Annotated in this window: 18 protein-coding genes; 9 read left to right on the top strand and 9 right to left on the bottom strand. The window is 67.7% G+C overall.

Going from position 1 to position 20,770, the window contains the following annotated elements; genetic code table 11:
- Positions 1–68 precede the first annotated feature (68 nt).
- Entirely contained in the window at positions 69–746 is a 678-nt protein-coding gene (locus DES45_RS14175; protein ID WP_114770675.1) for a haloacid dehalogenase type II, read from the top strand.
- Between the two features lie 3 nt (positions 747–749).
- Here the strand turns inward: DES45_RS14175 and DES45_RS14170 are convergent, their stop codons facing one another.
- Positions 750–2,135 carry a M20/M25/M40 family metallo-hydrolase gene (locus DES45_RS14170; protein ID WP_114770674.1) on the bottom strand — a complete coding sequence of 462 codons (1,386 nt, stop codon included), beginning with the start codon at positions 2,133–2,135 and terminating at the stop codon, positions 750–752.
- Positions 2,136–2,426: 291 nt separating this feature from the next.
- Here DES45_RS14170 and DES45_RS14165 point away from each other — a divergent pair, with 291 nt between their 5' ends.
- Positions 2,427–4,127: a CHASE domain-containing protein gene (locus tag DES45_RS14165; protein ID WP_114770673.1), complete on the top strand. Its 1,701-nt coding sequence runs from the start codon at positions 2,427–2,429 to the stop codon at positions 4,125–4,127.
- Positions 4,128–4,178: 51 nt separating this feature from the next.
- Here the strand turns inward: DES45_RS14165 and DES45_RS14160 are convergent, their stop codons facing one another.
- The 5 genes from DES45_RS14160 to DES45_RS14140 form a co-directional block, all read right to left on the bottom strand.
- A complete protein-coding gene (locus tag DES45_RS14160) occupies positions 4,179–4,640 on the bottom strand; it encodes a GNAT family N-acetyltransferase (protein ID WP_114770907.1) in 462 nt (153 codons plus the stop codon).
- A 44-nt stretch (positions 4,641–4,684) separates the two neighbouring features.
- Positions 4,685–5,665 carry an ABC transporter permease gene (locus DES45_RS14155; RefSeq protein WP_114770672.1) on the bottom strand — a complete coding sequence of 327 codons (981 nt, stop codon included), beginning with the start codon at positions 5,663–5,665 and terminating at the stop codon, positions 4,685–4,687.
- 5 nt (positions 5,666–5,670) lie between these two features.
- On the bottom strand, positions 5,671–6,678 hold the full coding sequence (locus tag DES45_RS14150; RefSeq protein ID WP_114770671.1) for an ABC transporter permease: 1,008 nt from the start codon (positions 6,676–6,678) through the stop codon (positions 5,671–5,673).
- Complete coding sequence (locus DES45_RS14145; protein WP_114770670.1) at positions 6,671–8,197, bottom strand: sugar ABC transporter ATP-binding protein; 1,527 nt, start codon at positions 8,195–8,197, stop codon at positions 6,671–6,673. The genes DES45_RS14150 and DES45_RS14145 overlap by 8 nt, the downstream gene beginning before the upstream one ends.
- Before the next feature lie 83 nt (positions 8,198–8,280).
- On the bottom strand, positions 8,281–9,258 hold the full coding sequence (locus DES45_RS14140) for an ABC transporter substrate-binding protein (RefSeq protein WP_114770669.1): 978 nt from the start codon (positions 9,256–9,258) through the stop codon (positions 8,281–8,283).
- A gap of 122 nt (positions 9,259–9,380) precedes the next feature.
- Between DES45_RS14140 and DES45_RS14135 the strand changes: the two genes are divergently transcribed.
- On the top strand, positions 9,381–10,571 hold the full coding sequence (locus tag DES45_RS14135; RefSeq protein ID WP_245571719.1) for a LacI family DNA-binding transcriptional regulator: 1,191 nt from the start codon (positions 9,381–9,383) through the stop codon (positions 10,569–10,571).
- Positions 10,572–10,731: 160 nt separating this feature from the next.
- Positions 10,732–11,583, top strand: coding sequence for a phytanoyl-CoA dioxygenase family protein (locus DES45_RS14130; protein WP_114770668.1), 852 nt, complete (start codon positions 10,732–10,734; stop codon positions 11,581–11,583).
- Between the two features lie 77 nt (positions 11,584–11,660).
- Here DES45_RS14130 and DES45_RS14125 read toward each other — a convergent pair whose 3' ends face one another.
- Positions 11,661–13,205, bottom strand: coding sequence for a helicase HerA-like domain-containing protein (locus DES45_RS14125; protein ID WP_114770667.1), 1,545 nt, complete (start codon positions 13,203–13,205; stop codon positions 11,661–11,663).
- Positions 13,206–13,325: 120 nt separating this feature from the next.
- On the opposite strand from DES45_RS14125, the gene DES45_RS14120 reads away from it, so the two are divergent.
- Positions 13,326–13,709, top strand: a complete 384-nt coding sequence (locus DES45_RS14120; protein ID WP_114770666.1) for a DUF2267 domain-containing protein — start codon at positions 13,326–13,328, stop codon at positions 13,707–13,709.
- 107 nt (positions 13,710–13,816) lie between these two features.
- Here the strand turns inward: DES45_RS14120 and DES45_RS14115 are convergent, their stop codons facing one another.
- Together DES45_RS14115 and DES45_RS14110 are read right to left on the bottom strand one after the other, a co-directional pair.
- Positions 13,817–14,818: a hypothetical protein gene (locus DES45_RS14115; RefSeq protein ID WP_114770665.1), complete on the bottom strand. Its 1,002-nt coding sequence runs from the start codon at positions 14,816–14,818 to the stop codon at positions 13,817–13,819.
- Between the two features lie 63 nt (positions 14,819–14,881).
- Positions 14,882–15,298, bottom strand: a complete 417-nt coding sequence (locus tag DES45_RS14110) for a hypothetical protein (protein WP_114770664.1) — start codon at positions 15,296–15,298, stop codon at positions 14,882–14,884.
- A 277-nt stretch (positions 15,299–15,575) separates the two neighbouring features.
- On the opposite strand from DES45_RS14110, the gene DES45_RS14105 reads away from it, so the two are divergent.
- From DES45_RS14105 to scpA, 4 genes are all read left to right on the top strand, one after another.
- Positions 15,576–17,543 carry a methylmalonyl-CoA mutase family protein gene (locus DES45_RS14105; protein WP_114770663.1) on the top strand — a complete coding sequence of 656 codons (1,968 nt, stop codon included), beginning with the start codon at positions 15,576–15,578 and terminating at the stop codon, positions 17,541–17,543.
- Between the two features lie 44 nt (positions 17,544–17,587).
- Positions 17,588–17,965: a hypothetical protein gene (locus tag DES45_RS14100; RefSeq protein ID WP_114770662.1), complete on the top strand. Its 378-nt coding sequence runs from the start codon at positions 17,588–17,590 to the stop codon at positions 17,963–17,965.
- 168 nt (positions 17,966–18,133) lie between these two features.
- Positions 18,134–18,502, top strand: coding sequence for a hypothetical protein (locus DES45_RS14095; protein ID WP_114770905.1), 369 nt, complete (start codon positions 18,134–18,136; stop codon positions 18,500–18,502).
- A gap of 95 nt (positions 18,503–18,597) precedes the next feature.
- Positions 18,598–20,766 carry a methylmalonyl-CoA mutase gene (gene scpA, locus DES45_RS14090; protein WP_114770661.1) on the top strand — a complete coding sequence of 723 codons (2,169 nt, stop codon included), beginning with the start codon at positions 18,598–18,600 and terminating at the stop codon, positions 20,764–20,766.
- Positions 20,767–20,770 lie beyond the last annotated feature (4 nt).

Below are 20,770 nucleotides of genomic sequence, written 5' to 3'. Positions count from 1 at the left end.
GGAACCCATGAGGGCGGCTGATCAATTGCCCTGTTGTCTCCAGGATCAGCCGGTGCAAAGCTCAGGCCATGCCAGCTTCATCGATCATTCCGCCTGCTGCCAAGGCCGTCATCTTCGACGCCTATGGCACCCTCTTCGATGTCCATTCCGCAGTGGCGCGCCATGCGGCCAGCGTCGGACCCGACGCGGCGCGCCTGTCCGAGATCTGGCGGGCGAAGCAGCTCGAATATTCCTGGGTCCTGTCGCTCGCAGGCCGCTACGAGCCGTTCTGGCGGCTGACGGAAAAGGCCCTCGACCACGCGCTCGCCCGCCATCCGGGGGTGGACCGGGCTTTGCGTCCCCTCCTGCTCGACGCCTATCGCAGCCTCGACGCCTACGCGGAGGTGCGCCCCACCCTGGAAGCCCTGCGGGCGCGCGGCCTTCGCACCGGCATCCTGTCGAACGGCGATCCGGCGATGCTGCATGCGGCCGTGACCTCGGCGGGGCTCGGCAGCCTTCTCGACCCGGTGCTGTCGGTCGATGCGGCGGGCGTGTTCAAGACGAGCCCGCGCACCTATGATCTTGTGCTCGACGCCCTTTCGGTGACGGCCGCGGAGGTGGTGTTCGTGTCGTCGAACCGCTGGGACATCGCGGGGGCGGCCGCCTTCGGATTCGCGCCGGTCTGGGTCAATCGCCTCGGTCTGCCGGACGAATACGCGGAGCTTCCGCCCCGCGCCGTGGTGTCGTCCCTCGACGGGCTGCTCTGACGCTTACTTCGCCAAAGCCGCGAGGATCCTGGCCCAGGAGCGTGTGCCCTTGTGGAAGCTCTTCACGTCGTACTTCTCATTCGGCGAGTGGATGCGGTCGTCGTCGAGGCCGAAGCCGACGAAGAGCGTGTCGAGGCCCAGCGTGCGCTTGAAGTCGCCGCCGACCGGGATCGAGCCGCCCATGCCGATGACGATCGGGTCCTTCTTCCATTCATCGTGGAGCGCAGCCTTCGCGGCGGTGAGGGCCGCGAAATCGTGCGGCAGGGCCAGCGCGCGGGAGCCCTTGTGCTTGATGAACTCCACCGAGCAATCTGACGGAATGCGCTCGCGCACGAAGGCCTGGAAGTTGGCGGAAATCTTCTCCGGGTCCTGATCGCCCACGAGGCGGAACGAGACCTTGCAGCGCGCTTCCGCCGCGATCACCGTCTTGGTGCCCTCGCCCGTATAGCCGCCGATGATGCCGTTCACGTCGCAGGTGGGGCGCGACTGGATCTGCTCGATGAGCATGCGGCCCTTCTCGCCGGCAGATTCCTTCAAGCCGATCTGGCCGAGGAACTCCTCCTCGGTGAGGTTCAGTTTCTTCCACTGCTCCAGGACCTGCGTCGGCGTCTCGTGCACGCCGTCGTAGAAGTCTTTGATGGTGATCCGGCCGTTCTCGTCGTGGATCGCCGCGATGATCTTCGACAGCACATGGATCGGGTTGCGGGCCGCGCCGCCGAACTGGCCCGAATGGAGATCGCGATCGGCGCAGCGCACGATCACCTCCTCGTAGACCATGCCGCGCAGCGACGACGTGATCGCGGGCGTGTCCTGGTCCCACATGCCCGTGTCGCAGACCAGCGCCACGTCCGCCTTCAGCTCGTCCTTGTTGGCCGCGATGAACTCAGGCAGGAACTTCGAGCCGTCCTCCTCGGCGCCCTCGACCAGGAAGGTGATGTTGATGGGCAAGGAGCCGGTCACGGCCTTCCAGGCCCGGCAGGCCTCCACGAAGGTGAGCACCTGGCCCTTGTCGTCGGCGGCGCCGCGGGCGCTGATGACCTTTCGGCCGTCCGGCAGGGTCGCGAGCTTCGGCTCGAAGGGCGGCGTGTCCCAAAGGTCGAGCGGGTCAACCGGCTGCACGTCGTAATGGCCGTAGAACAGCACGTGCGGCTTGCCCTGCCCGTCCTTGGCGTGGCCGACCACGGCCGGATGCCCGCCGGTCTCGCGAAGCGAGGCATCGACGCCGATTCCCTTCAGCTCGTCCACGAGCCACTGGCCGGCCTTGCGGCAATGCTCCTTGAAGGCGGGATCGGTGGAGATCGACGGAACCTTGAGCCACTGGAACAGGCGCTCCAGGGAACCGTCGAGGTCGGCGTCGATCTTCGAGAGGACTTGGTCGAGGTGGGACATGAACTTTCGCTCTATTGGACGATTCGTCGGATGCGGGCGACAAGGTGCTCCGAATGGGCCAGGGCCGCAAGGAAATGATGATCCGCCAGATGGATTGGACGCCCCGGCGGTGCCCGCCATCAAGGGTTGCATGGCCGACCGGCTGCGGAGCGACCACGAGAACCCAAGGGAATGAGTGCCCGTAACAATGCCGGATCTATCGCGTTGACTGCAAACATGTCTATACCGGTGGCTCCGCAACTTGTAGCCTCAGCCCTCGGACAGGGACCTTCATGATCGCAGCCTTTGCCGATGCTTGACGCGCCTGCCCATCACGAGAGCGGGGTCCGTCGTTCTGCGAAGGTGCGCCGCTCCGCCCTGCTGTGGCCTGCGGTCGTGCTCTTCGTAGGACTGCTGACAGTCGGGGTCGTGGTCGGTCTCCTGCGGCAGGCCGTGCAGGAGGCGGAGCAGGCGCGGTTCGAGGCTCTCGTCAGAGGGGTCGAGGCCCGGATCTCCCGTCAGGTCGACGCCCACCTGTCCCTGATCTACAGCGTCGCCGGGTTCGTCGCGACGATGCCGCAGCCGGTGACCCGCGCGAGCTACGCGTCGTTCATCAGGCAGCTCGACGTCGCCGACCGGTTCCAGGGGGTTCAGGGGATCGGCTTCGCGCGCCGGCTCGAGGGGCCGACCCTGGACGAGGCGGAGCGCACCTATCGGGCGATCCACGGGCCGGAATTCAAGGTCTGGCCGCGTGTCGGCCAGCCCGAGGCCTTCCCGATCGTGCTCCTCGAGCCCATGGACCATCGCAACCAGGTGGCGCTGGGCTACGACATGTACACGGAGCCGACCCGTCGTGAGGCGATGGCGCGCGCCCGCAACAGCCTGGTGCCGGCCCTCAGCGGCATCGTCGAGCTCGTCCAGGAGATCGATGCCGACAAGCAGCCCGGCTTCCTGATCTACCTGCCGGTCTACGCTGAGGGAGCCAGCCTCGACGACCTGGAGGCGCGGCGGGAGGCGCTGATGGGTTTCGCCTATGCGCCGTTCCGGGCGCGCAACTTCTTCGAAGCGGCCGTGCGCGACCTCGCCCCCCGGGTTTCGATCCGGGTCTACGACGGAACCGTCGCGCCCGAGCGGCTGCTGTTCTCCTCGGCCCGCAGCGGCAACCCCGAGGACGCCGATGCCGCCTTCACGGCGGTGCGCCCGCTGGAGGTGGCGGGCCGCACCTGGATCGTCGAGCACAGAACCGCACCCGGCTATTCGAGCCAGTCCTCCGGCGGCTTCCTGCTCGTTCCGGTGGCCGGCCTCGGGGTGATGCTCGTGCTCGCGCTCTCCTTCCTAACCTATCAGCAGGCGCTGGCGCGCACCGCCGCCGAGCGGCAGGCCCGAGCCATGCGCCAGGCCGACCGCGAGAAGACCCTCCTCCTGCAGGAGATGAAGCATCGCATCAAGAACGCCATCGCGCGGGTTCAGGCCGTGGCGCGGCAGACCGTACGCGAGGCGGAAGACCTGCAGGACTTCACCGCCCGTTTCGAGGCCAGGCTCGCGTCCATGAGCGCCACGCACGACCTGCTCACCCGAACGCGCTGGGAAGGTGCCGAGCTGGAGGACCTCCTCCGGTCGGAACTGAGCGCAGTCCAGCACGAGGGCTCGTCGTCGCTCCATGGCCCGAGCGTCTTCCTGACCGGGCGCGAGGTCATGGCCCTGGCGCTGACCGTGCACGAGCTTGCGACCAACTGCGTGAAATACGGGTCCCTCTCCCATCCCGGCGGCCGGCTCGACGTCCGCTGGAGCGTGGAGCCCCATGGCAGCCAGGACTGCATTGCGATCGAATGGCGGGAGACGGGCCGCAGCCCCATCCTTCCGGGCGAGCGGATCGGATTCGGCTCCCGCCTGATCGAGGCGACGATCGTGCGCGAGCTCAACGGTTCGTTCCACCGGGATTTCTGCCACGGCGGCGTGATCTGCCGCATCCGGTTCCCCCGCGAGGCGGAAGCCCCGGCCAAAGCGCTGTAGGGAGCGCGGATCACCGGGCGGAATGCCTGAACCGAGAATGGGACAAGGGCCTCAGGATCGGGCCGCATCCAGCGGCTTGGCCATGTAGACCCGCCTGAACCCCTTCTCCTCGGCCCGGTGGGTTTCGACGAAACCCAGCCGCCGGTAGAAGGCGATGTTCTCCGTCATGGCCTCGTTGGTGTAGAGCCGGATCGCATGCAGGCCCCTCGCCCGCGCGGCCTCCTCGGCGAAGGCGATCAGGGCGCGCCCATATCCCCGCCCCTGGCTCGCCGGCAGCACGGCGACGTTGTCGAGCAGCATCTCGTGCTTTTCGGGAATCAGCACCAGGATGCCGACGACGCGGCTTTCATCCAGCAGGACATGCACGTCCCGGCCGGCGATCAGCGCCCCGTAATCCTCGAGCATCGGACCGGGCTTGCGGCCGAGGCGCGCGACGTAGGGCGCGTAGGCGGATTCGACGACGGCCTCGACCGCCGCCCGCTCCCCGGGATTCGCGAGACGGATATGGAACATCGCCCAAGGATGAGCCGCATCGGCGCCCAATGCAACGGAACTCGTCAGGCATGCACGTCGTCGGACCGGGCGACGAGGCGCGCCTGGATCGCCACCACGACGAGAAGCAGCGCGCCGCGGATCACCGATTGCCAATAGGCCGACAGGCTGATCCAGCCGAGGCCGTTCTCGAAATTGAGGATGTTGAAGATCAGCCCGAGAAGGAGCACGCCGGCCAGCGTCGAGCCCACCGAGCCGACGCCGCCGGTGAGCAGCGTGCCGCCCACGACCACGGACGCGATGGCGAAGAGCTCCCAGCCGACGCCCTCGATGGGCTGGCCCGCGCCGAACTGCGCCGCCAGGATCACGCCCGCGAGCCCGGCGAGCGCTCCGCTCAGGATGTAGACCGCCGCCTTCACGCGGGTCGTCGGCAGGCCCATGAGGCGCGTGGCGTCCTCGTTGCCGCCGACCGCCAGCACCGTGCGCCCGAAGGCGGTGAGGTTGAGGACGAGGGAGCCGGCCAGGTAGGCGACGAGGCCGATCCAGGCCGGGATCGGGAAGCCCAGGAAGTCGCCCTGCCCCAGCTCGGTGAAGCCCGATTCGTAGGAGACCGAGACCGACTGGTTGTTGGCGAGCAGCAGCGCGCAGCCGCTCGCGGCCAGCATGGTGGCGAGCGTGGCGATGAAGGGCAGGATATTGAGGCGGATGATCACGAAGGCGTTGATCGCCCCGACCGCGAAGCCCGCCGCGAGCCCGCCGAGCAGGCCCGGAAGAACGCCGTAGGGCGACAGGAGCGCCGCCACCACGCTGCCCAAGGCCGCCGTCGAGCCGACCGAGAGGTCGATCCCGCCGGTGATGATCACGAAGCACATGCCGAGCGCCACGAGGGCGAACATGCTGTTGTAGCGCAGCACCGAGAGCACGTTGTAGCTGCCGAGGAAGTTCTCGTAGCGCAGCCAGCCGAACAGGATCAGCACGACGAGAGCGAGCAGCACGCCGTAGCGGCCGATGGCGCGGACGAGCCGTGCGGTGTCGAGACGTCCCATCGTCGTCAGCTCCTCGCCTGCCGCTGCAGCCAGACCGCCAGCACGATGATCGCCGCCTTGGCGATGAGGGCCGCGGCATCCGGCACGCCGTTGGCCAGCAGCGTGTAGCGCACGAGCTGGATGATGAGCGCGCCGACAAGCGTGCCGATGATGGTGGCGCGCCCGCCGGTGAGCAGGGTTCCGCCGACCGCGACGGCCGCGATGGCGTCGAGCTCCATGCCGAGCCCGACGAGGTTCGCGTCCGCGGCCGAGTTGCGCGCGATCACGATGAGCCCGGCGATGCCCGACAGGAGCCCGCTGATGAGATAGACGCGCCGCTTCACCGACACGACCGGAATGCCCGAAAGCCGCGCCGCGCGCTCGTTGCCGCCGACCGCGAGGATCTGGCGCCCGAACACCGTGCGCCGGAGCATCCAGGCGGCCGCGAGCACGATGACGAGCATCAGCAGCGCCTGGAACGGAACGCCGAACAGGCGGCCGAGGCCGATATACTGGAACTCCGGAACCTTGAAGACCTGAAGGTTGCCGTTCGTCATCACCTGGGCGATGCCCCGTCCGGCGATGAAGAGCACGAGCGTCGCGATGATCGGCTGGATGCGCAGGCGCGTAATGAGGAAGCCGTTGAACCAGCCGAAGGCGCCTGCCACCAGGACCGGCACCACGAAGGCGAGCGCGATGCCGACATAAAGGTGCGGCAGGGGAAACAGCTTGCCCATGAAGATGAGCGGCGCCAGCGCGCCGGCGATGGCCATGAGGGAGCCGACCGAGAGATCGATGCCGCCGGTGGCGATCACCAGGGTCATGCCGACGGCGACGATCACGATGGCGCAGACCTGGGTGAGATTGACGTTGAGCGTCTGCCAGGTGGCGAAGTTCGGCGTGACCGCGAGGTTGAACAGGACGAGCAGCGCCAGCGCCACCCAGGCGCCGTGACGGGTCAGGAACATGCGCAGGTCCGGCCGCGCCGTGCTGCGGGCCGGGGCCGGCGGATGCGTCGTGGCGGTGTCAGCCATCGGCCCCCTCCTGAACCGGCTCGTGCCCGTGCGCCATGGCGGCCATGACGGCCTCCTCGCTCACCTCATCGCCGTCGAGCTCCGCGACGCTGCGGCCGTCGCGCAGGACGAAGATGCGGCTCGCGGCCTCCACCACCTCCTCCAGCTCCGACGAGATCATCAGCACCCCGAGCCCCTGCCCCGCCAGCTCCCGCACGAGGCTCAGGATCTCCGCCTTCGCGCCCACGTCGATGCCGCGGGTCGGCTCGTCGAGGATCAGCAGGCGCGGGTTCATACAGAGCCAGCGGGCGAGCAGGACCTTCTGCTGGTTGCCGCCGGACAATTCGCGGATGGGCTGCTCCGGGCCGGCACAGCGGATGCCGAGGCGCTGGATGAAGCGGTCCACGATCTCGCGGCTGCGCGCCTCGTCGACGACGCCGCGCCGGGCGAGCTGCGGCATGAGCGCCAGCGTCAGGTTCTCGCGCACGGACATGTCGGGGATGATGCCCTCGAACTTGCGGTCCTCCGAGCAGAAGCCCATGCCGGCCCGGATCGCCTCCGCCGGCTCTGCCGCAGGCTCGGCGATGTCGCCGAAGGCGACGCGTCCGGCCTCCGCGCGGTCGGCGCCGAAGACCACGCGCGCGGTCTCCGTGCGGCCCGAGCCCAGGAGTCCGGCCAGCCCCACGATTTCGCCGGGACGGATGTCGAAGCTCACGTCGCGGACCCTGCGGCCGACGGCCAGATGCTCCACGGTCAGGAGGGCCTCGCGCGACGCCGCCTGCGCATGGTGGGCGCCCTCGTCGTGCAGCACGCGGCTGAGTTCCCGCCCGAGCATGGCGGTGACGAGATCGAGCTTGGAAAGCTCGCTCATCCGGGCGACGCGAACGGTGCGTCCGTCGCGCATGACCGTGACCCGGTCGCACACCGCGTAGAGCTCGTCGAGCTTGTGGCTCACGAAGATGACCGAGACGCCGGCGGCCTTCAGCTGGCGGATCACGTCGAACAGGACCTCGACTTCCTTCTCGTCGAGGGAGGAGGTCGGCTCGTCCATGATCACGAGCTTGGCCTCGAAGCCGATCGCCCGCGCGATGGCGACCATCTGCTGGATCGCGGTCGGATAGGTCATCAGCGACCGGCGCACGTCGATATGGATGTTGAAGCGCGACAGCAGGGCTTGCGCCTCCGCATGCATGGCGGACCAGTCGAGGAGCCCGAAACGGCGCCGTTCGCGGCCGAGGCAGATGTTCTCGGTCACGGACCGATAGGGAACGAGGTTGATCTCCTGGTAAATCGTGCTGATGCCGGAGCGCTGCGCCTCCTGCGGCGAGGAGAACTCCACCGGCGTTCCGTCGAACAGGATCTCGCCGGCATCCTTGGCGTAGTAGCCGGTCAGGATCTTGATCATGGTCGACTTGCCGGCGCCGTTCTGCCCGATGAGCGCATGGACCTCGCCCGGCTCGACCTCGAGCGAAGCGGAGGCGAGCGCCGGCACGCCCGCGAAGCGCTTGTCGATCTCGCGCATGGAGAGAAGCAGGGTCATGACGCGTCACCCGCCTATCGAGGCTGAGAGGAGCCCGGCCAGCAATGCGGCGCCGCCCCGTCGTGGAGCGGCGCCGTCGCGGATCAATAGGCGTCGGCGATGAGCTGCTTGGCGTTCGACTTGTCGAAGAAGCGGTCGGTGTTCACCACCCACGGCTCGATCTGCTCGCCCTTGGCGTAGCGGGCCATGGTCTCGAAGGCCTTCGGGCCGAACTTCGGATTGCACTCCACCGTCGCCAGCATCTTGCCGTCGATGATCGCCTGGAGCGCATCGCGGGTGCCGTCGATCGAGACGATCTGCACGTCCTGCCCGGGCTTCTTGCCGGCCGCTTCGAGCGCCGAGATCGCGCCGATCGCCATCTCGTCGTTGTGGGCGTAGATCGCGGTCGCGTCCGGGTGGGCCTGCAGCAGCGTCTCGGCGACCTGGCGGCCCTTGTCGCGGGCGAAGTCGCCGGACTGGGACGCGATGATCTTCATGCCGGGCTTGTTCTTGATGTAGTCCTCGAAGCCCTTGCGGCGGTCGTTGGCCGGCGAGGATCCGGTGGTGCCCTCGAGCTGGATGATCTTCGCGGTGCCGTTGGTCGCCTTGTCGAGCGCTTCCGCCGCGCGGCGGCCCTCCTCGACGAAGTCGGAGCCGATGAAGGTCACGTAGTCCTTACCGGCCTTGGCGAGGCTTTGGTCCACGTTGCGGTCGAGCAGGATCACCGGAATGCCGGCCTTCTTGGCGGCCATGACGGCCGGGATCAGCGGCTTCTCCTCGCGCGGCGCGAGGAAGATGAGATCGACGCCCTGAGCGATCATCGAGTTGACGTCGGCGACCTGCTTGGCGGCGGAGCCAGCGGCATCGGTGTAGACGAGCTGATAGCCGAGCTTCGCGGCTTCCGCCTTCATGCTCTCGGTCTGCGCGATGCGCCAAGGATTGTTGGACTCGGTCTGCGCGAAGCCGACCTTGTACTTGTCCTTCTGCTTCAGCTTGGGAAGCTCCTGCGCCGACACGGCGGCGGCGCTGACGCCAAGGGTCGCGACACCGGCCGCGAGCATGAGAAACGTTCTTCTGAGCATCGATTCCTCCGGGTTTTGACAGGGGTGCTTCTGTGTCACCTCACTACGCAGGATTGAACGCTTGCTAATTTTATTAGTCAAGTCATGATATATCTGCCGTCACGGGCAATTGAGAGGTGACCATGAGGCAGGACGACCGCCCCGATCCCAAGCGCGAGCGCAGGCCTCGCCAGGGCGGACGTCGTCCGACCATGACCGACGTGGCGCGCCTCGCGGGCGTGTCGCAGTCGAGCGTGTCGCTGGTGCTCAACAACATGTCGGGCGCGCGCATCGCCGAGAGCACGCGCCGCCGCGTGCTGGAGGCCGCGCAAGCCATCGGCTACCGGCTGCCGCGCCGGCGCCTCGACGGCGACGAGGCGCAGCCCAAGATCATCGCCTATCTGGTGGACGAGATTTCCACGAGCCCGCATCCGGTCGTCAGCGTCGACGGCGCGCGCGATGCCGCCTGGGAGGCCGGCCACCTGATATCCGTCCACGTGACGCGGGCCAACCGCGAGCTGGAAGCTGCGACCCTGCGGGCCTGCCTCGCCGACACGGCGCTTCTCGGCGTGATCTATTCGACGATCTTCACCCGCAAGGTCGAGCTGCCGCCGGAGCTGGACAACGTGCCGACCGTGCTCCTCAACTGCTACACGGCGCACCGCCGGCAACCCTCCGTCATTCCGAGCGAGATCGCTGGCGGCTTCACGGCGACCGAGTTCCTGCTCCAGCACGGCCACCGCCGCATCGGCCTGATCAACGGCGAGCCCTGGATGGACGCCTCCCGCGACCGCCTGAAAGGCTACCGCCAGGCCCTTGCGACCGCCGACATTCCCTTCGATGCGGAACTCGTGCGCAACGGCGACTGGATGCCGGACGCCGGCTACCGCCGCACCTACGAGCTCCTGCGCCTCAGGCAGCCGCCCACCGCGATCTTCTGCGCCAACGACCTCATGGCGGTGGGCGCCATGGAGGCGCTGGCCGAGCTCGGCATTGACGTGCCGGGTGAGATCTCGATCATGGGCTACGACGACCAGGAGCTGGCGCGCTACACGCGGCCCGCCCTCTCCACCTGCGTCCTGCCCAACTACGACATGGGCCGCTGGGCCGCCGAGACCCTCATCGACACGGTGGCGAGCGGCGGCAGGCGGCCGATCCAGCTCAAGATGGACTGCCCGCTGGTTCCGCGCCGGTCCGTAAGCGCGCCCTGCCCCGACCTCGAAGCCGTCGTGGCGCGGGCCTCCGAGCGGATCTTCCATGGTCCGACGTCGAAACCGGTTCACCGGGCCTTCTCATGGAGCAGCCTGGTTCAGGATATTCCGAGCCCGGCGTGAGAGAGCGGCCGCGGGCCGCTCCGACCGGGAGGATGTGCGAGTCTTCGAGTTGCGTATCGCGGCGGGCCGGCCTCGTGCCGATCATCGCCGCCGCAAAGCAAGCCGGTCGACGTGTCGGCCGAGCCAACGACAAACACCACCACGCTGGAAGGAGACACCCATGACTGCCCAGGCCAAGTTCGCCGCCGATGTCGACAAGCTGCCCTATGACGTCACCGAGCATGTGGAGACGCTCTACCGCGACGGCATCACCGCCCTCAAAGGGGCCTTCTCGCGCGAATGGGCGGAGGCCATGCGCGAGGACATGATGACGGCCTTCTGGGACGCGATCCAGCGTCCCGGCGGCGCCGTGGGCCGCGGCCCACGGCGCTGGTACGTGGAGATCCACCCGCAGGACTTCCGCGGCTTCGTCGACCTCGTCACCCATCCGTGGGTGGTGTCCATGTGCGAGGCCGTGTGCGGCCCTAAATACGAGATCGTCGAGATCGGCTTCGACACGCCGTTCCAGGGCGCCAAGTACCAGCCCTGGCACCGGGACTTCCCCTCCCCGCCCGAGTCGTACGAGCAGCACCGCATCACGTCGCTCGCCTTCAACCTGACGGGCGTCGACGTGACCTCCGACATGGGCCCCTTCGAGGTCGCGCCCGGCACCCAGTGGGACGACGGCCGCGAGTGGAAGCACGAGATGTTCCCGGCTGAAGAGCTCTGGCCCCGCTTCGCCGAGCGCGGCGTGCGCAAGTACCCGCAGATGGGCGACATCTCCTGCCGTTCTGCCCTGACGGTGCACCGCGGCACCGCCCATCCGTCGCCCATCGCGCGTCCCGTGATGGTGCTCGGCGTCGACGCGCCCGGCGCGGGCCACGCGGCGCTCCACGACATGATGGTCACGCAGGACTACTACGACGCCCTGCCGCAATCCGTGCGCGACCATCTGGTCTGCCGCGTGGTCGAGAAGCTCGTGCCGGTCACCCAGAAGCACGACATCGAAGGCCTCGTGATGGGCGCGGAGTGAAGGTCCGCGCCTGCCATGCACGAACCCGCCCGCATGCCGGGCGGGTTCTTACCTCATCGAGAACCAGCGCCTGCTCATTACCGCCGCAGCAATCCGCCTAATGTCCCGCGCACGATGGCGCGGCCGATGGAGCTGCCCTGGCGGCCGCCGATCGACTTGCCGATCTCGGCCGCGATGTTGCCGACCGTCTGGTTGACGATGGTTCGGGTGACCTCGCGGGTGACCCGCTGCGTCGTGGTCATGGTGCCCTTGCGCTGCGGGCCGCCGGTGCCGAACAGGCCTCCCAGCATGTCGAGAATGCCGCCGCTCCCCTCCTCCGCCGCCTTCGCTTCGGCGGCGGCCTGCTCGGCGCGCTTGGCCAGCATCTCGTAGGCGGATTCGGAATCGATCGCCTGGTCGTATTTACCGCGCAGAGGGCTCGCGGCCACGATTTGCCGCCGCTCCTCCGCGTCGATCGGCCCGACCTGCGCCATCGGCGGCGCGATCAGCGTGCGCTCCACCATGGAGGGCGAGCCCTTGCCTTCGAGGGTCGAGACGAGCGCCTCGCCGACGCCGAGTTCGGTGATCGCCTTCTCGGTGTCGAAGGCGGGGTTCTGGCGGAAGGTCTGGGCCGCGACACGCACCGCCTTCTGCTCGCGCGGGGTGTAGGCGCGCAGCGCATGCTGCACCCGGTTGCCGAGCTGGGCGAGCACGGTCTCCGGCACGTCGACCGGGTTCTGGGTGATGAAGTAGACGCCGACGCCCTTCGAGCGGATGAGCCGCACCACGCGCTCCACCGTGTCCACGAGGGGCTTGGGCGCATCACTGAACAGAAGATGCGCCTCGTCGAAGAAGAACACGAGCTTGGGCTGGTCGAGGTCGCCCACCTCAGGCAGCTCCTCGAACAGCTCCGACATCAGCCACAGCAGGAAGGTGGCGTAGAGACGCGGGTTGTTCATGAGCTTGTCGGCGGCGAGGATGTTGATCACGCCGCGGCCGTCGCGGTCGGTGCGCATCAGGTCCTTGATGGCGAGCGCGGGCTCGCCCAGGAACTCGTCGCCCTTCTGGTTCTCCAGCACGAGAAGCTGGCGCTGGATCGTCCCGATGGTCGCCTTCGACACGTTGCCGTAGGCCGTGGTGAGCTCCTTCGCGTTGTCGGCGACGAGCTGCAGCAGCGCGCGCAGGTCCTTCAGGTCGAGGAGAAGCAGCCCCTGCTCATCCGCGATGCGGAATGCGATGTTGAGCACCCCTTCCTGCGTGTCGTTGAGGTCGAGCAGGCGCGAGAGCAAGAGCGGTCCCATCTCGGACACGGTCGCGCGCACCCGGTGCCCCTGCTCGCCGAAAAGGTCCCAGAACACCACCGGAAACTTGTCCGGCGCGTATTCGATCCCGATTTCCTTGGCGCGCTTGACCAGCGCCTCCTTGCCTGTGCCGGGCGCCGCGACGCCCGAGAGGTCACCCTTGATGTCGGCCGCGAAGACCGGCACGCCCGCATTGGAGAAGCCTTCCGCGAGCACCTGGAGCGACACGGTCTTGCCGGTGCCGGTCGCGCCCGTGATCAGGCCGTGCCGGTTGGCGAGGCGCAGGTCGAGATATTCGGGCTTGGTGCTTTTGCCGAGGAAGATCTTTCCGTCTTCGAGCATCGTGTCTCTCCAGAATCCTCCAAGGATCTTAGACAGGCTTTCGGCAGTTTCCACTCTAGGTTTCTCGATTTAACAGTTTATATATGAACTATCCGTTCCAACCCATGTCAGGAGAATCACATGGATGAGCTCATCGCTCGCGTGACGCAGAAGACCGGCCTCGAGGCCTCCGTGGCCCGCAAGGCCATCGGGCTCATTCTGGCTTATCTCCAGAAGGAGGGGCCGGCCAACGAGGTGAACCAGCTCATCGCAGCGTTGCCGGGCGCCGACGAAGCCATCGCCAACGCGCAGGGCGGCGGCAGCGGCGGCGGCATCATGGGCATGATGGGCGCCATGGGCGGCGGCGTGATGGCGCTCGGCGGCCAGCTCATGGGCGCAGGCGTCTCCATGGGCCAGATGCAGCCGCTCGGCCGCGAGCTCTTCGCCTATGGCCGTGAGAAGGCCGGCGAGGACGTGATGGGCCCGATCGTCGGCTCGATTCCCGGCCTGTCGCAGTTCGTGTGAGTGCAGTCGCCCGCCCCGTCCCTTGCAGGGTCAAGGGACGGGGCGGCCGAGTCGGTGAGGATTGCAAGTCGTTGCGGTCCTCATGAGCCTGCGGGCCGGTGCCCGACCTACTTTCCGGTCCGGATCATGCCCTCGATGGCGCGCGCCACGCCGCCGAGGCCGATCTTCGCCATCCAGACCTGGAATGCGCTCGGTGCGCCCGAAGCAGAGGCCGGGTCGCGGGCCGTCAGCCAGGAGCGCCTCCTGGTCAGGATCTGCGCCATGTCGACATCCTTGAAGCCGTAGGGCGGCGCAAGATGCGCCGCAAAGCCCGGATAACCGACATATTTCGCGGGGCCCGGATCCATCACGAACCCTGCTTCGCGCCGGTCCGGCGCCGGCTCCTTCTTCCGGTAGATGCGCTCGCCATAGAGCACGGTGCCCAGATACTTGCCTTCGATGTCGACGATGTCCTTGTCGTCCCAAGGAAACCAGCCGATCCAGTTTCCCTTCCGGTCGAACAGGTAGCGGTCGGTTTCCGAACGGCGGAACGCGATCCACTCCCCGGACGAGCTGTAGTAATGCTTCACCTTCGCGGAGAGGTCCACGATCTCCAGGCTTCGCTCGGGCAGGATCAGGGGTTGCGGCGCAGCCTGCGGCTGCGCGCCCGTGCCATCTGCCGAGACTGCGGGAGCGGCCGGGCGCGAGGCCCCTGGTCCGTTGTCCCGGCTGGCCTTGTTGAGCGGGAGGAGCGAGTGGGTCGACACCCAACCGATCTCCTGAAGCTCAGGAACCACATAGGCCCGACCGTCCTCCAGTTCCTCGATGCGGCAGGCGAGCGTTCTCTTGTCGTTGGGCGGACGGTACAGGACGCTCGCCCCGACATGGAGCTCGTCCTCTCCGGCGCCGTCGAGGGATTGGTCTTCCAGGGAGCCTTCGGCAGCGGACGCGTCGTCCGCGGCGCTCCGGTTGGCCTCCTTGAGGCGCTCGACGGCCCCGACGATGACCCTGGCGACCTCGCGGTGGCGATTGCTGACCGCTTTCGGGGCTGATCCTGCCCGCTCCGGGTACCAATTGCCGCCGATCTTGGCGAGCACCTCTGCCACAAGTTTGATTTCTTCTTCGGTCAATTCGCGTTCCCTCGCAGCCCGCCAAGCCCTTCGCCTCGGCTCCATTCAGGCTTGTTGACTAATCTAATGTCCGGACGATCCGGGCTTCGGAAGCGAGAGCGTCTTGGTGGACACCCAGCCGATCTCCCGCTGCGCCGGAACCAGGAAGGCGCGGCCTTTCTCCATCTTCTCGATCCAGCAGGTGATCGCCCGCTTCTCGCCCGGAGGCCGATACACGACGGCGGCACCGACATAGAGCTGGTCGTCGCCCGCGAAGTTGAAGGCGTTCGCGTCGTCGGGACGTTCCTCGGCCGGGCCTGCCGTCGACCCGCCATCCTCGTCCGCGCCCTTGAGCTGCTCGAGCTCGGTCAGGATGAGCTGGGCCACATCCCGATGACGCTTGTTGATCGTTCGAAGGGCGGGGCGCGTGCGTTCCGGGTACCAATTGCCGCTCACCTTCGCGAGGAGTTCGGCGATTGCTTCCACTTCGTCTTCGGTCATTTGCGTAAACAGCCCCTCTGTTGAGAGGAACATCTTCGCACAAGTTGGTTTTCACCTTATGAACGCCACGCCGGGTTGAGTCCTCTAAATCATCACGGACCAGCCGTTCGCCCCCCTTCATCCCGCCGCTCGATTCCAGGGAGGCACGGGCCCGCAAAGGGCCGGCGACGCGCTCCGGCTTTTCGGCCCGCCGACGATGGTCGGCGTTCCCAGAGCCCGACGAAGCCGGTATACCCGGCGCAAGAGACCGCAGGCTGCTTCGGGTGAGGCTTACCCCATGGACGATCTGAACTTCGCCGCCGATTTTCCGGCTCCGACCCGCGAGCAATGGCTCAAGCTGGTCGAGGGCGTGCTGAAGGGCGCTGACTTCCAGAAGAAGCTCGTCTCCCGCACCCATGACGGGATCGAGATCCAGCCGCTTTACCCGAAGGCCGAGGATGCGCCCCGGATCGCCCGCGCCGAGAGCGGCCGCTGGCGGGTGTCGCAGCGCGTCGACCATCCCGATCCGGAGAAGGCCAGCGAGCTCGCCCTCCTCGACCTCGAAGGCGGCGCCGATGCCCTCACCCTCGTGACCCGCAAGGCGCCCGCCGCCCGCGGCTTCGGGGTCCGCATCGAGAGCCTCGACGGTCTCGACCGGGCGCTTTCCGGCGTGATGCTCGACCTCATCCACCTGCGCCTCGATGCCGGCGGCCACGGCCGGCAGATGGCCGCGATGCTGCTGGCGCTCGCCCAGCGCCGCGGCCACGACCTGTCGGCTCTGTCCCTCGACCTCGGGCTCGACCCGATCGGCGCCATGGCCGGCATGGGCCGGATGTCGGCCGCCTGGGACGCGGTCGCGCACCGCATGGGCGACACCCTGGCGGATCTGTCCGGCCGCGGCTTCGGCGGCCGGACCTTCCTGGCCGACGGGCGGGTCTACCACGAGGCAGGGGCCAGCGAGGCGCAGGAACTGGCCGCCGTGCTCGCCACGGGCCTCGCCTATCTGCGCGCCCTGGAAACGCATGGCCATTCGCTCGATGCGGCACGCGATGCCCTCGCGTTCCTGCTCGTGGCCGATGCGGACGAGTTCCTCACCGTGGCCAAGTTCCGTGCCCTGCGCCGCCTCTGGGCGAAGGTCGAGCAGGCCTGCGGGCTCGATCCCAAGCCGATCCGCCTCCATGCCGAGACCGCCTGGCGCATGACCACGCGGCGCGACCCGTGGGTCAACATGCTGCGCACGACGGTCGCGGCCTTCTCGGCCGGCATCGGCGGCGCGGACGCGATCACGGCCCTGCCCTTCACGACGGCGCTGGGCCTGCCCGACGCCTTCGCGCGGCGGGTCGCGCGCAACGCGCAGCTGATCCTCCTCGACGAATCCAACCTTTGGCGCGTCGCCGATCCGGCCGCCGGCGCGGGCGGCTTCGAGGCGCTCACCGACGCCCTGTGCGAGAAGGCCTGGAGCCTCTTCCAGGAGATCGAGCGAGAGGGCGGTATCCTGGAGAGCCTGAAGCGAAGCGCCCTGCAGGACCGCATCGCCGTCGTGCGGGCGCAGCGGGACAAGGCCGTCGCCACCCGAAAGGAGCCGATCACCGGCACGAGCGAGTTCCCGAACATCAACGAGGCGGACGTGGCAGTGCTGCTGCCGATGCCCGCCCCGAAGCCCGACGCCGCAACGACACAGCAGCCTGTTCCCGCTGCGGCCGTGGAGACCTCGTTCGCCAAGGTGGTGACGATGGCCGCCGACGGAGCCGACCTGTCCCGGCTGGCCGGCACGGCCGCCGGCCCTGCGCCGGTCGCTGTCGCCCCCCTGCCCTCGACCCGCATGGCCGAACCCTTCGAGCGCCTGCGCGACCTGTCCGATGCCTACATGGCGAAGACCGGCTCGCGCCCGAAGGTCTTCCTGGCCAATCTGGGGCCCATATCGGCCTTCACGGCACGCTCGACCTTCGCGAAGAACTTCTTCGAGGCCGCAGGAATAGAAGCTGCAACGAACGACGGGTTTTCCGATCCGGACAAGCTTCGTGAAGCATTCGTTTCAAGCAAAGCCAAGCTTTCCTGCATCTGCTCGACAGATGAAATCTACGAAAAACATGCCATCGACGCCGCCAGGACCTTGCGGGAGGCCGGATCATCCCCCATCTTCCTGGCAGGCCGCGCGGGAGACAATGAGACGACGCTCACCGCGGCGGGCATCACCACATTCATCTATGCCGGGTGCGACACCCTCAAGGTTCTGAGCGAAGCCCTCGACGCGGCCTGCGCCTGAGCCGAGCGGTTTCTCCCGGTGCGACGCCGGGAGGATAGCACCGCATGAAGCTTGCAGCACGAACCGCCACGGCGCTGGGCCTTGGCATGACCCTGATCGGCAGCGCCTGGGCGGCTCCGGCCGCACGGCACGAGGGCACCTGGAGCGTCAGCATGGTGACGGATTCGGGCGTCTGCGACGCCAGCTACAATTATTCGATCGCGATTGAGAACGGCAACGTCCGCTACCTCCAGGCGCCGGGCGACTCGCCGACCACCGTGTCCGGCCGGATCGGCCTGGACGGGAACGTCGATCTCGACATCCGCCGCAGCATTGCGAAGGTCGATGCCCAGGGACGCCTCAACGGCAAGTCCGGTTCGGGCACTTGGACGCTCGGCATGCTCGGCTGTTCGGGGCGCTGGAACGCGCAGAAGCGCGCCTAACGCACCCGCCTGCGACCAGGAACCATAAACAACAACAATTCCCTTTCGCCGTCGCATACCCATGCGGCGGCTTTTTCGTGCTCACGGGAAGCTGACCGGACGCGCCGGAACTCCGGCGAAAGACCCCACGTTGAACCACGCCTTTCGATAACGATGGTGGAGCATCCGATGCGTGCCCTTTCCTGCCTCGCCGCAGCGGCGATCCTCGGATCCCTTCTGGCGCCCCCTGCCCTGGCTCAGACAAGACGGTTCGACGGCACCTGGAGCGTGGAGGTCGTCACCGAGCAGGGCGCCTGCGACCGCGCCTATCGCTATCGCGTGATCGTGGAGAACGGCCGGGCCCGCTACGGCGGCCCGGAGAATTTCGACATCCGGGGACAGGTGCAGTCCAACGGCACGGTCTCGGCCAGCATCTCCCGTGGACAGGACCGGGCGAACGTGCGTGGCCGCCTGTCGGGCAATTTCGGCTCCGGCACCTGGAGCACCTCGGGCGGGCGCGTGTGCTCGGGCAACTGGAACGCGGAGAAGCGGGGGTGAGCCGCGACTAAGCTCCGATAGCCGCATCCGGCCGGATGTCCTAGAATAAGGCATCATCGAACCGTTGCAGGCCTTTGAGAGCACCCGTCTCGACCATGACACGCATCCCGGACTTTTCCAGCGTCACCTGGGCTGAAACCGCGTCTCCCTTCGCTCAAGGGACGCCGAAGGCCGAGCCGTGGCTGACCCCGGAAGGCATTGCCGTCAAGGCATCGTACCGCCCGGAGGACAGGGCGGGCCTCGCCTTCGTGGACACCTATCCGGGCATCGCGCCTTACGTCCGCGGCCCCTACCCGACCATGTACGTGAACCAGCCCTGGACGGTTCGCCAGTATGCGGGCTTCTCGACGGCCGAGGATTCCAACGCCTTCTACCGGCGCAACCTCGCGGCCGGCCAGAAGGGCCTGTCGGTGGCCTTCGACCTCGCCACCCATCGCGGCTACGATTCCGACCATCCGCGCGTGGCGGGCGACGTCGGCATGGCGGGCGTCGCGATCGACTCGATCTACGACATGCGCACCCTCTTCGCCGGCATTCCGCTCGACCAGATGAGCGTGTCGATGACGATGAACGGCGCGGTGCTCCCCGTTCTCGCCCTCTACATCGTGGCCGCCGAGGAGCAGGGCGTGCCGGCGAGCAAGCTCTCGGGCACGATCCAGAACGACATCCTCAAAGAGTTCATGGTGCGCAACACCTACATCTATCCCCCAAAGGGATCGATGCGCATCATCTCGGACATCTTCGCCTACACGTCCGCGAACATGCCGAAGTTCAACTCGATCTCGATCTCCGGCTACCACATGCAGGAGGCGGGAGCGACGCAGGATCTCGAACTCGCCTACACCCTGGCGGACGGCGTCGAGTACATCCGCGCCGGCCTCCAGGCGGGCCTCACCATCGACCAGTTCGCGCCGCGCCTGTCGTTCTTCTGGGCGATCGGCATGAACTTCTTCATGGAAGTCGCCAAGATGCGCGCCGCGCGCCTGCTCTGGGCGAAGCTCGTGAAGGGCTTCAACCCGCAGAGCGACAAGTCGCTGCCCCTGCGCACGCACTCCCAGACCTCGGGCTGGTCGCTCACCGCGCAGGACGTGTTCAACAACGTGGCGCGCACCTGCATCGAGGCGATGGCGGCGACGCAAGGCCACACCCAGTCGCTCCACACCAACGCCCTCGACGAGGCGCTGGCGCTGCCGACCGACTTCTCGGCCCGCATCGCCCGCAACACGCAACTCTTCCTGCAGCAGGAGAGCGGCACCACGCGCATCATCGACCCGTGGGGCGGCTCCTACTATGTCGAGCGCCTGACACAGGAGCTGGCCGAAAAGGCGTGGGGCCACATCCAGGAGGTCGAGGCGCTGGGCGGGATGGCGAAGGCCATCGAGGCCGGCATCCCGAAGCTCAAGATCGAGGAGGCGGCCGCCCGCACGCAGGCGCGCATCGATTCGGGCCACCAGAAGATCATCGGCGTGAACGCGTTCAGGCCGACGGACGAGGCGTCCATCGACATCCTCAAGGTCGACAACGCCGCCGTTCGCGCACAGCAGATCGAGAAGCTCAAGAAGCTGCGCGCCGAGCGCAACCAAGTCGACGTCGATGCGGCGCTCGACGCTCTCTCGAAGGGCGCGGCCTCGGGCGAAGGCAACCTGCTCGACCTCGCCGTGAAGGCCGCCCGCGCCAAGGCAACCGTGGGCGAGATCTCCGACGCGCTGGAGAAGGTGTGGGGCCGCCACCGGGCGGAGATCAAGGCCATTTCGGGCGTTTACAAGCGGGAGGTCGGCATGGAATCGCCGGCGGTCGAGAAGATTCGTCGCCTCGTCGAGCAGTTCGAGCATGACGACGGGCGCCGCCCGCGCATCCTCGTGGCCAAGATGGGCCAGGACGGGCACGACCGCGGCCAGAAGGTGATCGCCTCGGCTTTCGCGGATCTGGGCTTCGACGTCGATATCGGCCCGCTCTTCGCCACGCCCGCGGAAGCGGCCCGCCAGGCCATCGAGAACGACGTGCACATCATCGGCGTGTCGTCGCTCGCGGCCGGCCACCTCACCCTCGTGCCGGAGCTGCGCGCCGAACTCGCCAAGTATGGTCGCGAGGACATCATGATCGTGGTCGGCGGCGTGATCCCGCCGCAGGATTTCGATGCCCTGATCCGGGCCGGCGCGTCGGCGATCTTCCCGCCCGGCACCGTGATTGCGGACGCGGCCGTGAACCTGATCGACGAGCTGAACACCCGTCTCGGCTACGGGCCGAAACAGGCGGCGGAGTAGGACG

Source organism: Microvirga subterranea, from assembly GCF_003350535.1.
GTDB classification, from domain to species: domain Bacteria; phylum Pseudomonadota; class Alphaproteobacteria; order Rhizobiales; family Beijerinckiaceae; genus Microvirga; species Microvirga subterranea.
This window is presented reverse-complemented; position numbering and strand designations above follow the sequence as displayed.

Coding starts and splice junctions, on each gene's coding strand:
- DES45_RS14175 (WP_114770675.1), top strand. CDS start 69: ATGCCAGCTTCATCGATCATTCCGCCTGCTGCCAAGGCCGTCATCTTC.
- DES45_RS14170 (WP_114770674.1), bottom strand. CDS start 2,135: ATGTCCCACCTCGACCAAGTCCTCTCGAAGATCGACGCCGACCTCGAC.
- DES45_RS14165 (WP_114770673.1), top strand. CDS start 2,427: ATGCTTGACGCGCCTGCCCATCACGAGAGCGGGGTCCGTCGTTCTGCG.
- DES45_RS14160 (WP_114770907.1), bottom strand. CDS start 4,640: ATGTTCCATATCCGTCTCGCGAATCCCGGGGAGCGGGCGGCGGTCGAG.
- DES45_RS14155 (WP_114770672.1), bottom strand. CDS start 5,665: ATGGGACGTCTCGACACCGCACGGCTCGTCCGCGCCATCGGCCGCTAC.
- DES45_RS14150 (WP_114770671.1), bottom strand. CDS start 6,678: ATGGCTGACACCGCCACGACGCATCCGCCGGCCCCGGCCCGCAGCACG.
- DES45_RS14145 (WP_114770670.1), bottom strand. CDS start 8,197: ATGACCCTGCTTCTCTCCATGCGCGAGATCGACAAGCGCTTCGCGGGC.
- DES45_RS14140 (WP_114770669.1), bottom strand. CDS start 9,258: ATGCTCAGAAGAACGTTTCTCATGCTCGCGGCCGGTGTCGCGACCCTT.
- DES45_RS14135 (WP_245571719.1), top strand. CDS start 9,381: ATGAGGCAGGACGACCGCCCCGATCCCAAGCGCGAGCGCAGGCCTCGC.
- DES45_RS14130 (WP_114770668.1), top strand. CDS start 10,732: ATGACTGCCCAGGCCAAGTTCGCCGCCGATGTCGACAAGCTGCCCTAT.
- DES45_RS14125 (WP_114770667.1), bottom strand. CDS start 13,205: ATGCTCGAAGACGGAAAGATCTTCCTCGGCAAAAGCACCAAGCCCGAA.
- DES45_RS14120 (WP_114770666.1), top strand. CDS start 13,326: ATGGATGAGCTCATCGCTCGCGTGACGCAGAAGACCGGCCTCGAGGCC.
- DES45_RS14110 (WP_114770664.1), bottom strand. CDS start 15,298: ATGACCGAAGACGAAGTGGAAGCAATCGCCGAACTCCTCGCGAAGGTG.
- DES45_RS14105 (WP_114770663.1), top strand. CDS start 15,576: ATGGACGATCTGAACTTCGCCGCCGATTTTCCGGCTCCGACCCGCGAG.
- DES45_RS14100 (WP_114770662.1), top strand. CDS start 17,588: ATGAAGCTTGCAGCACGAACCGCCACGGCGCTGGGCCTTGGCATGACC.
- DES45_RS14095 (WP_114770905.1), top strand. CDS start 18,134: ATGCGTGCCCTTTCCTGCCTCGCCGCAGCGGCGATCCTCGGATCCCTT.
- scpA (WP_114770661.1), top strand. CDS start 18,598: ATGACACGCATCCCGGACTTTTCCAGCGTCACCTGGGCTGAAACCGCG.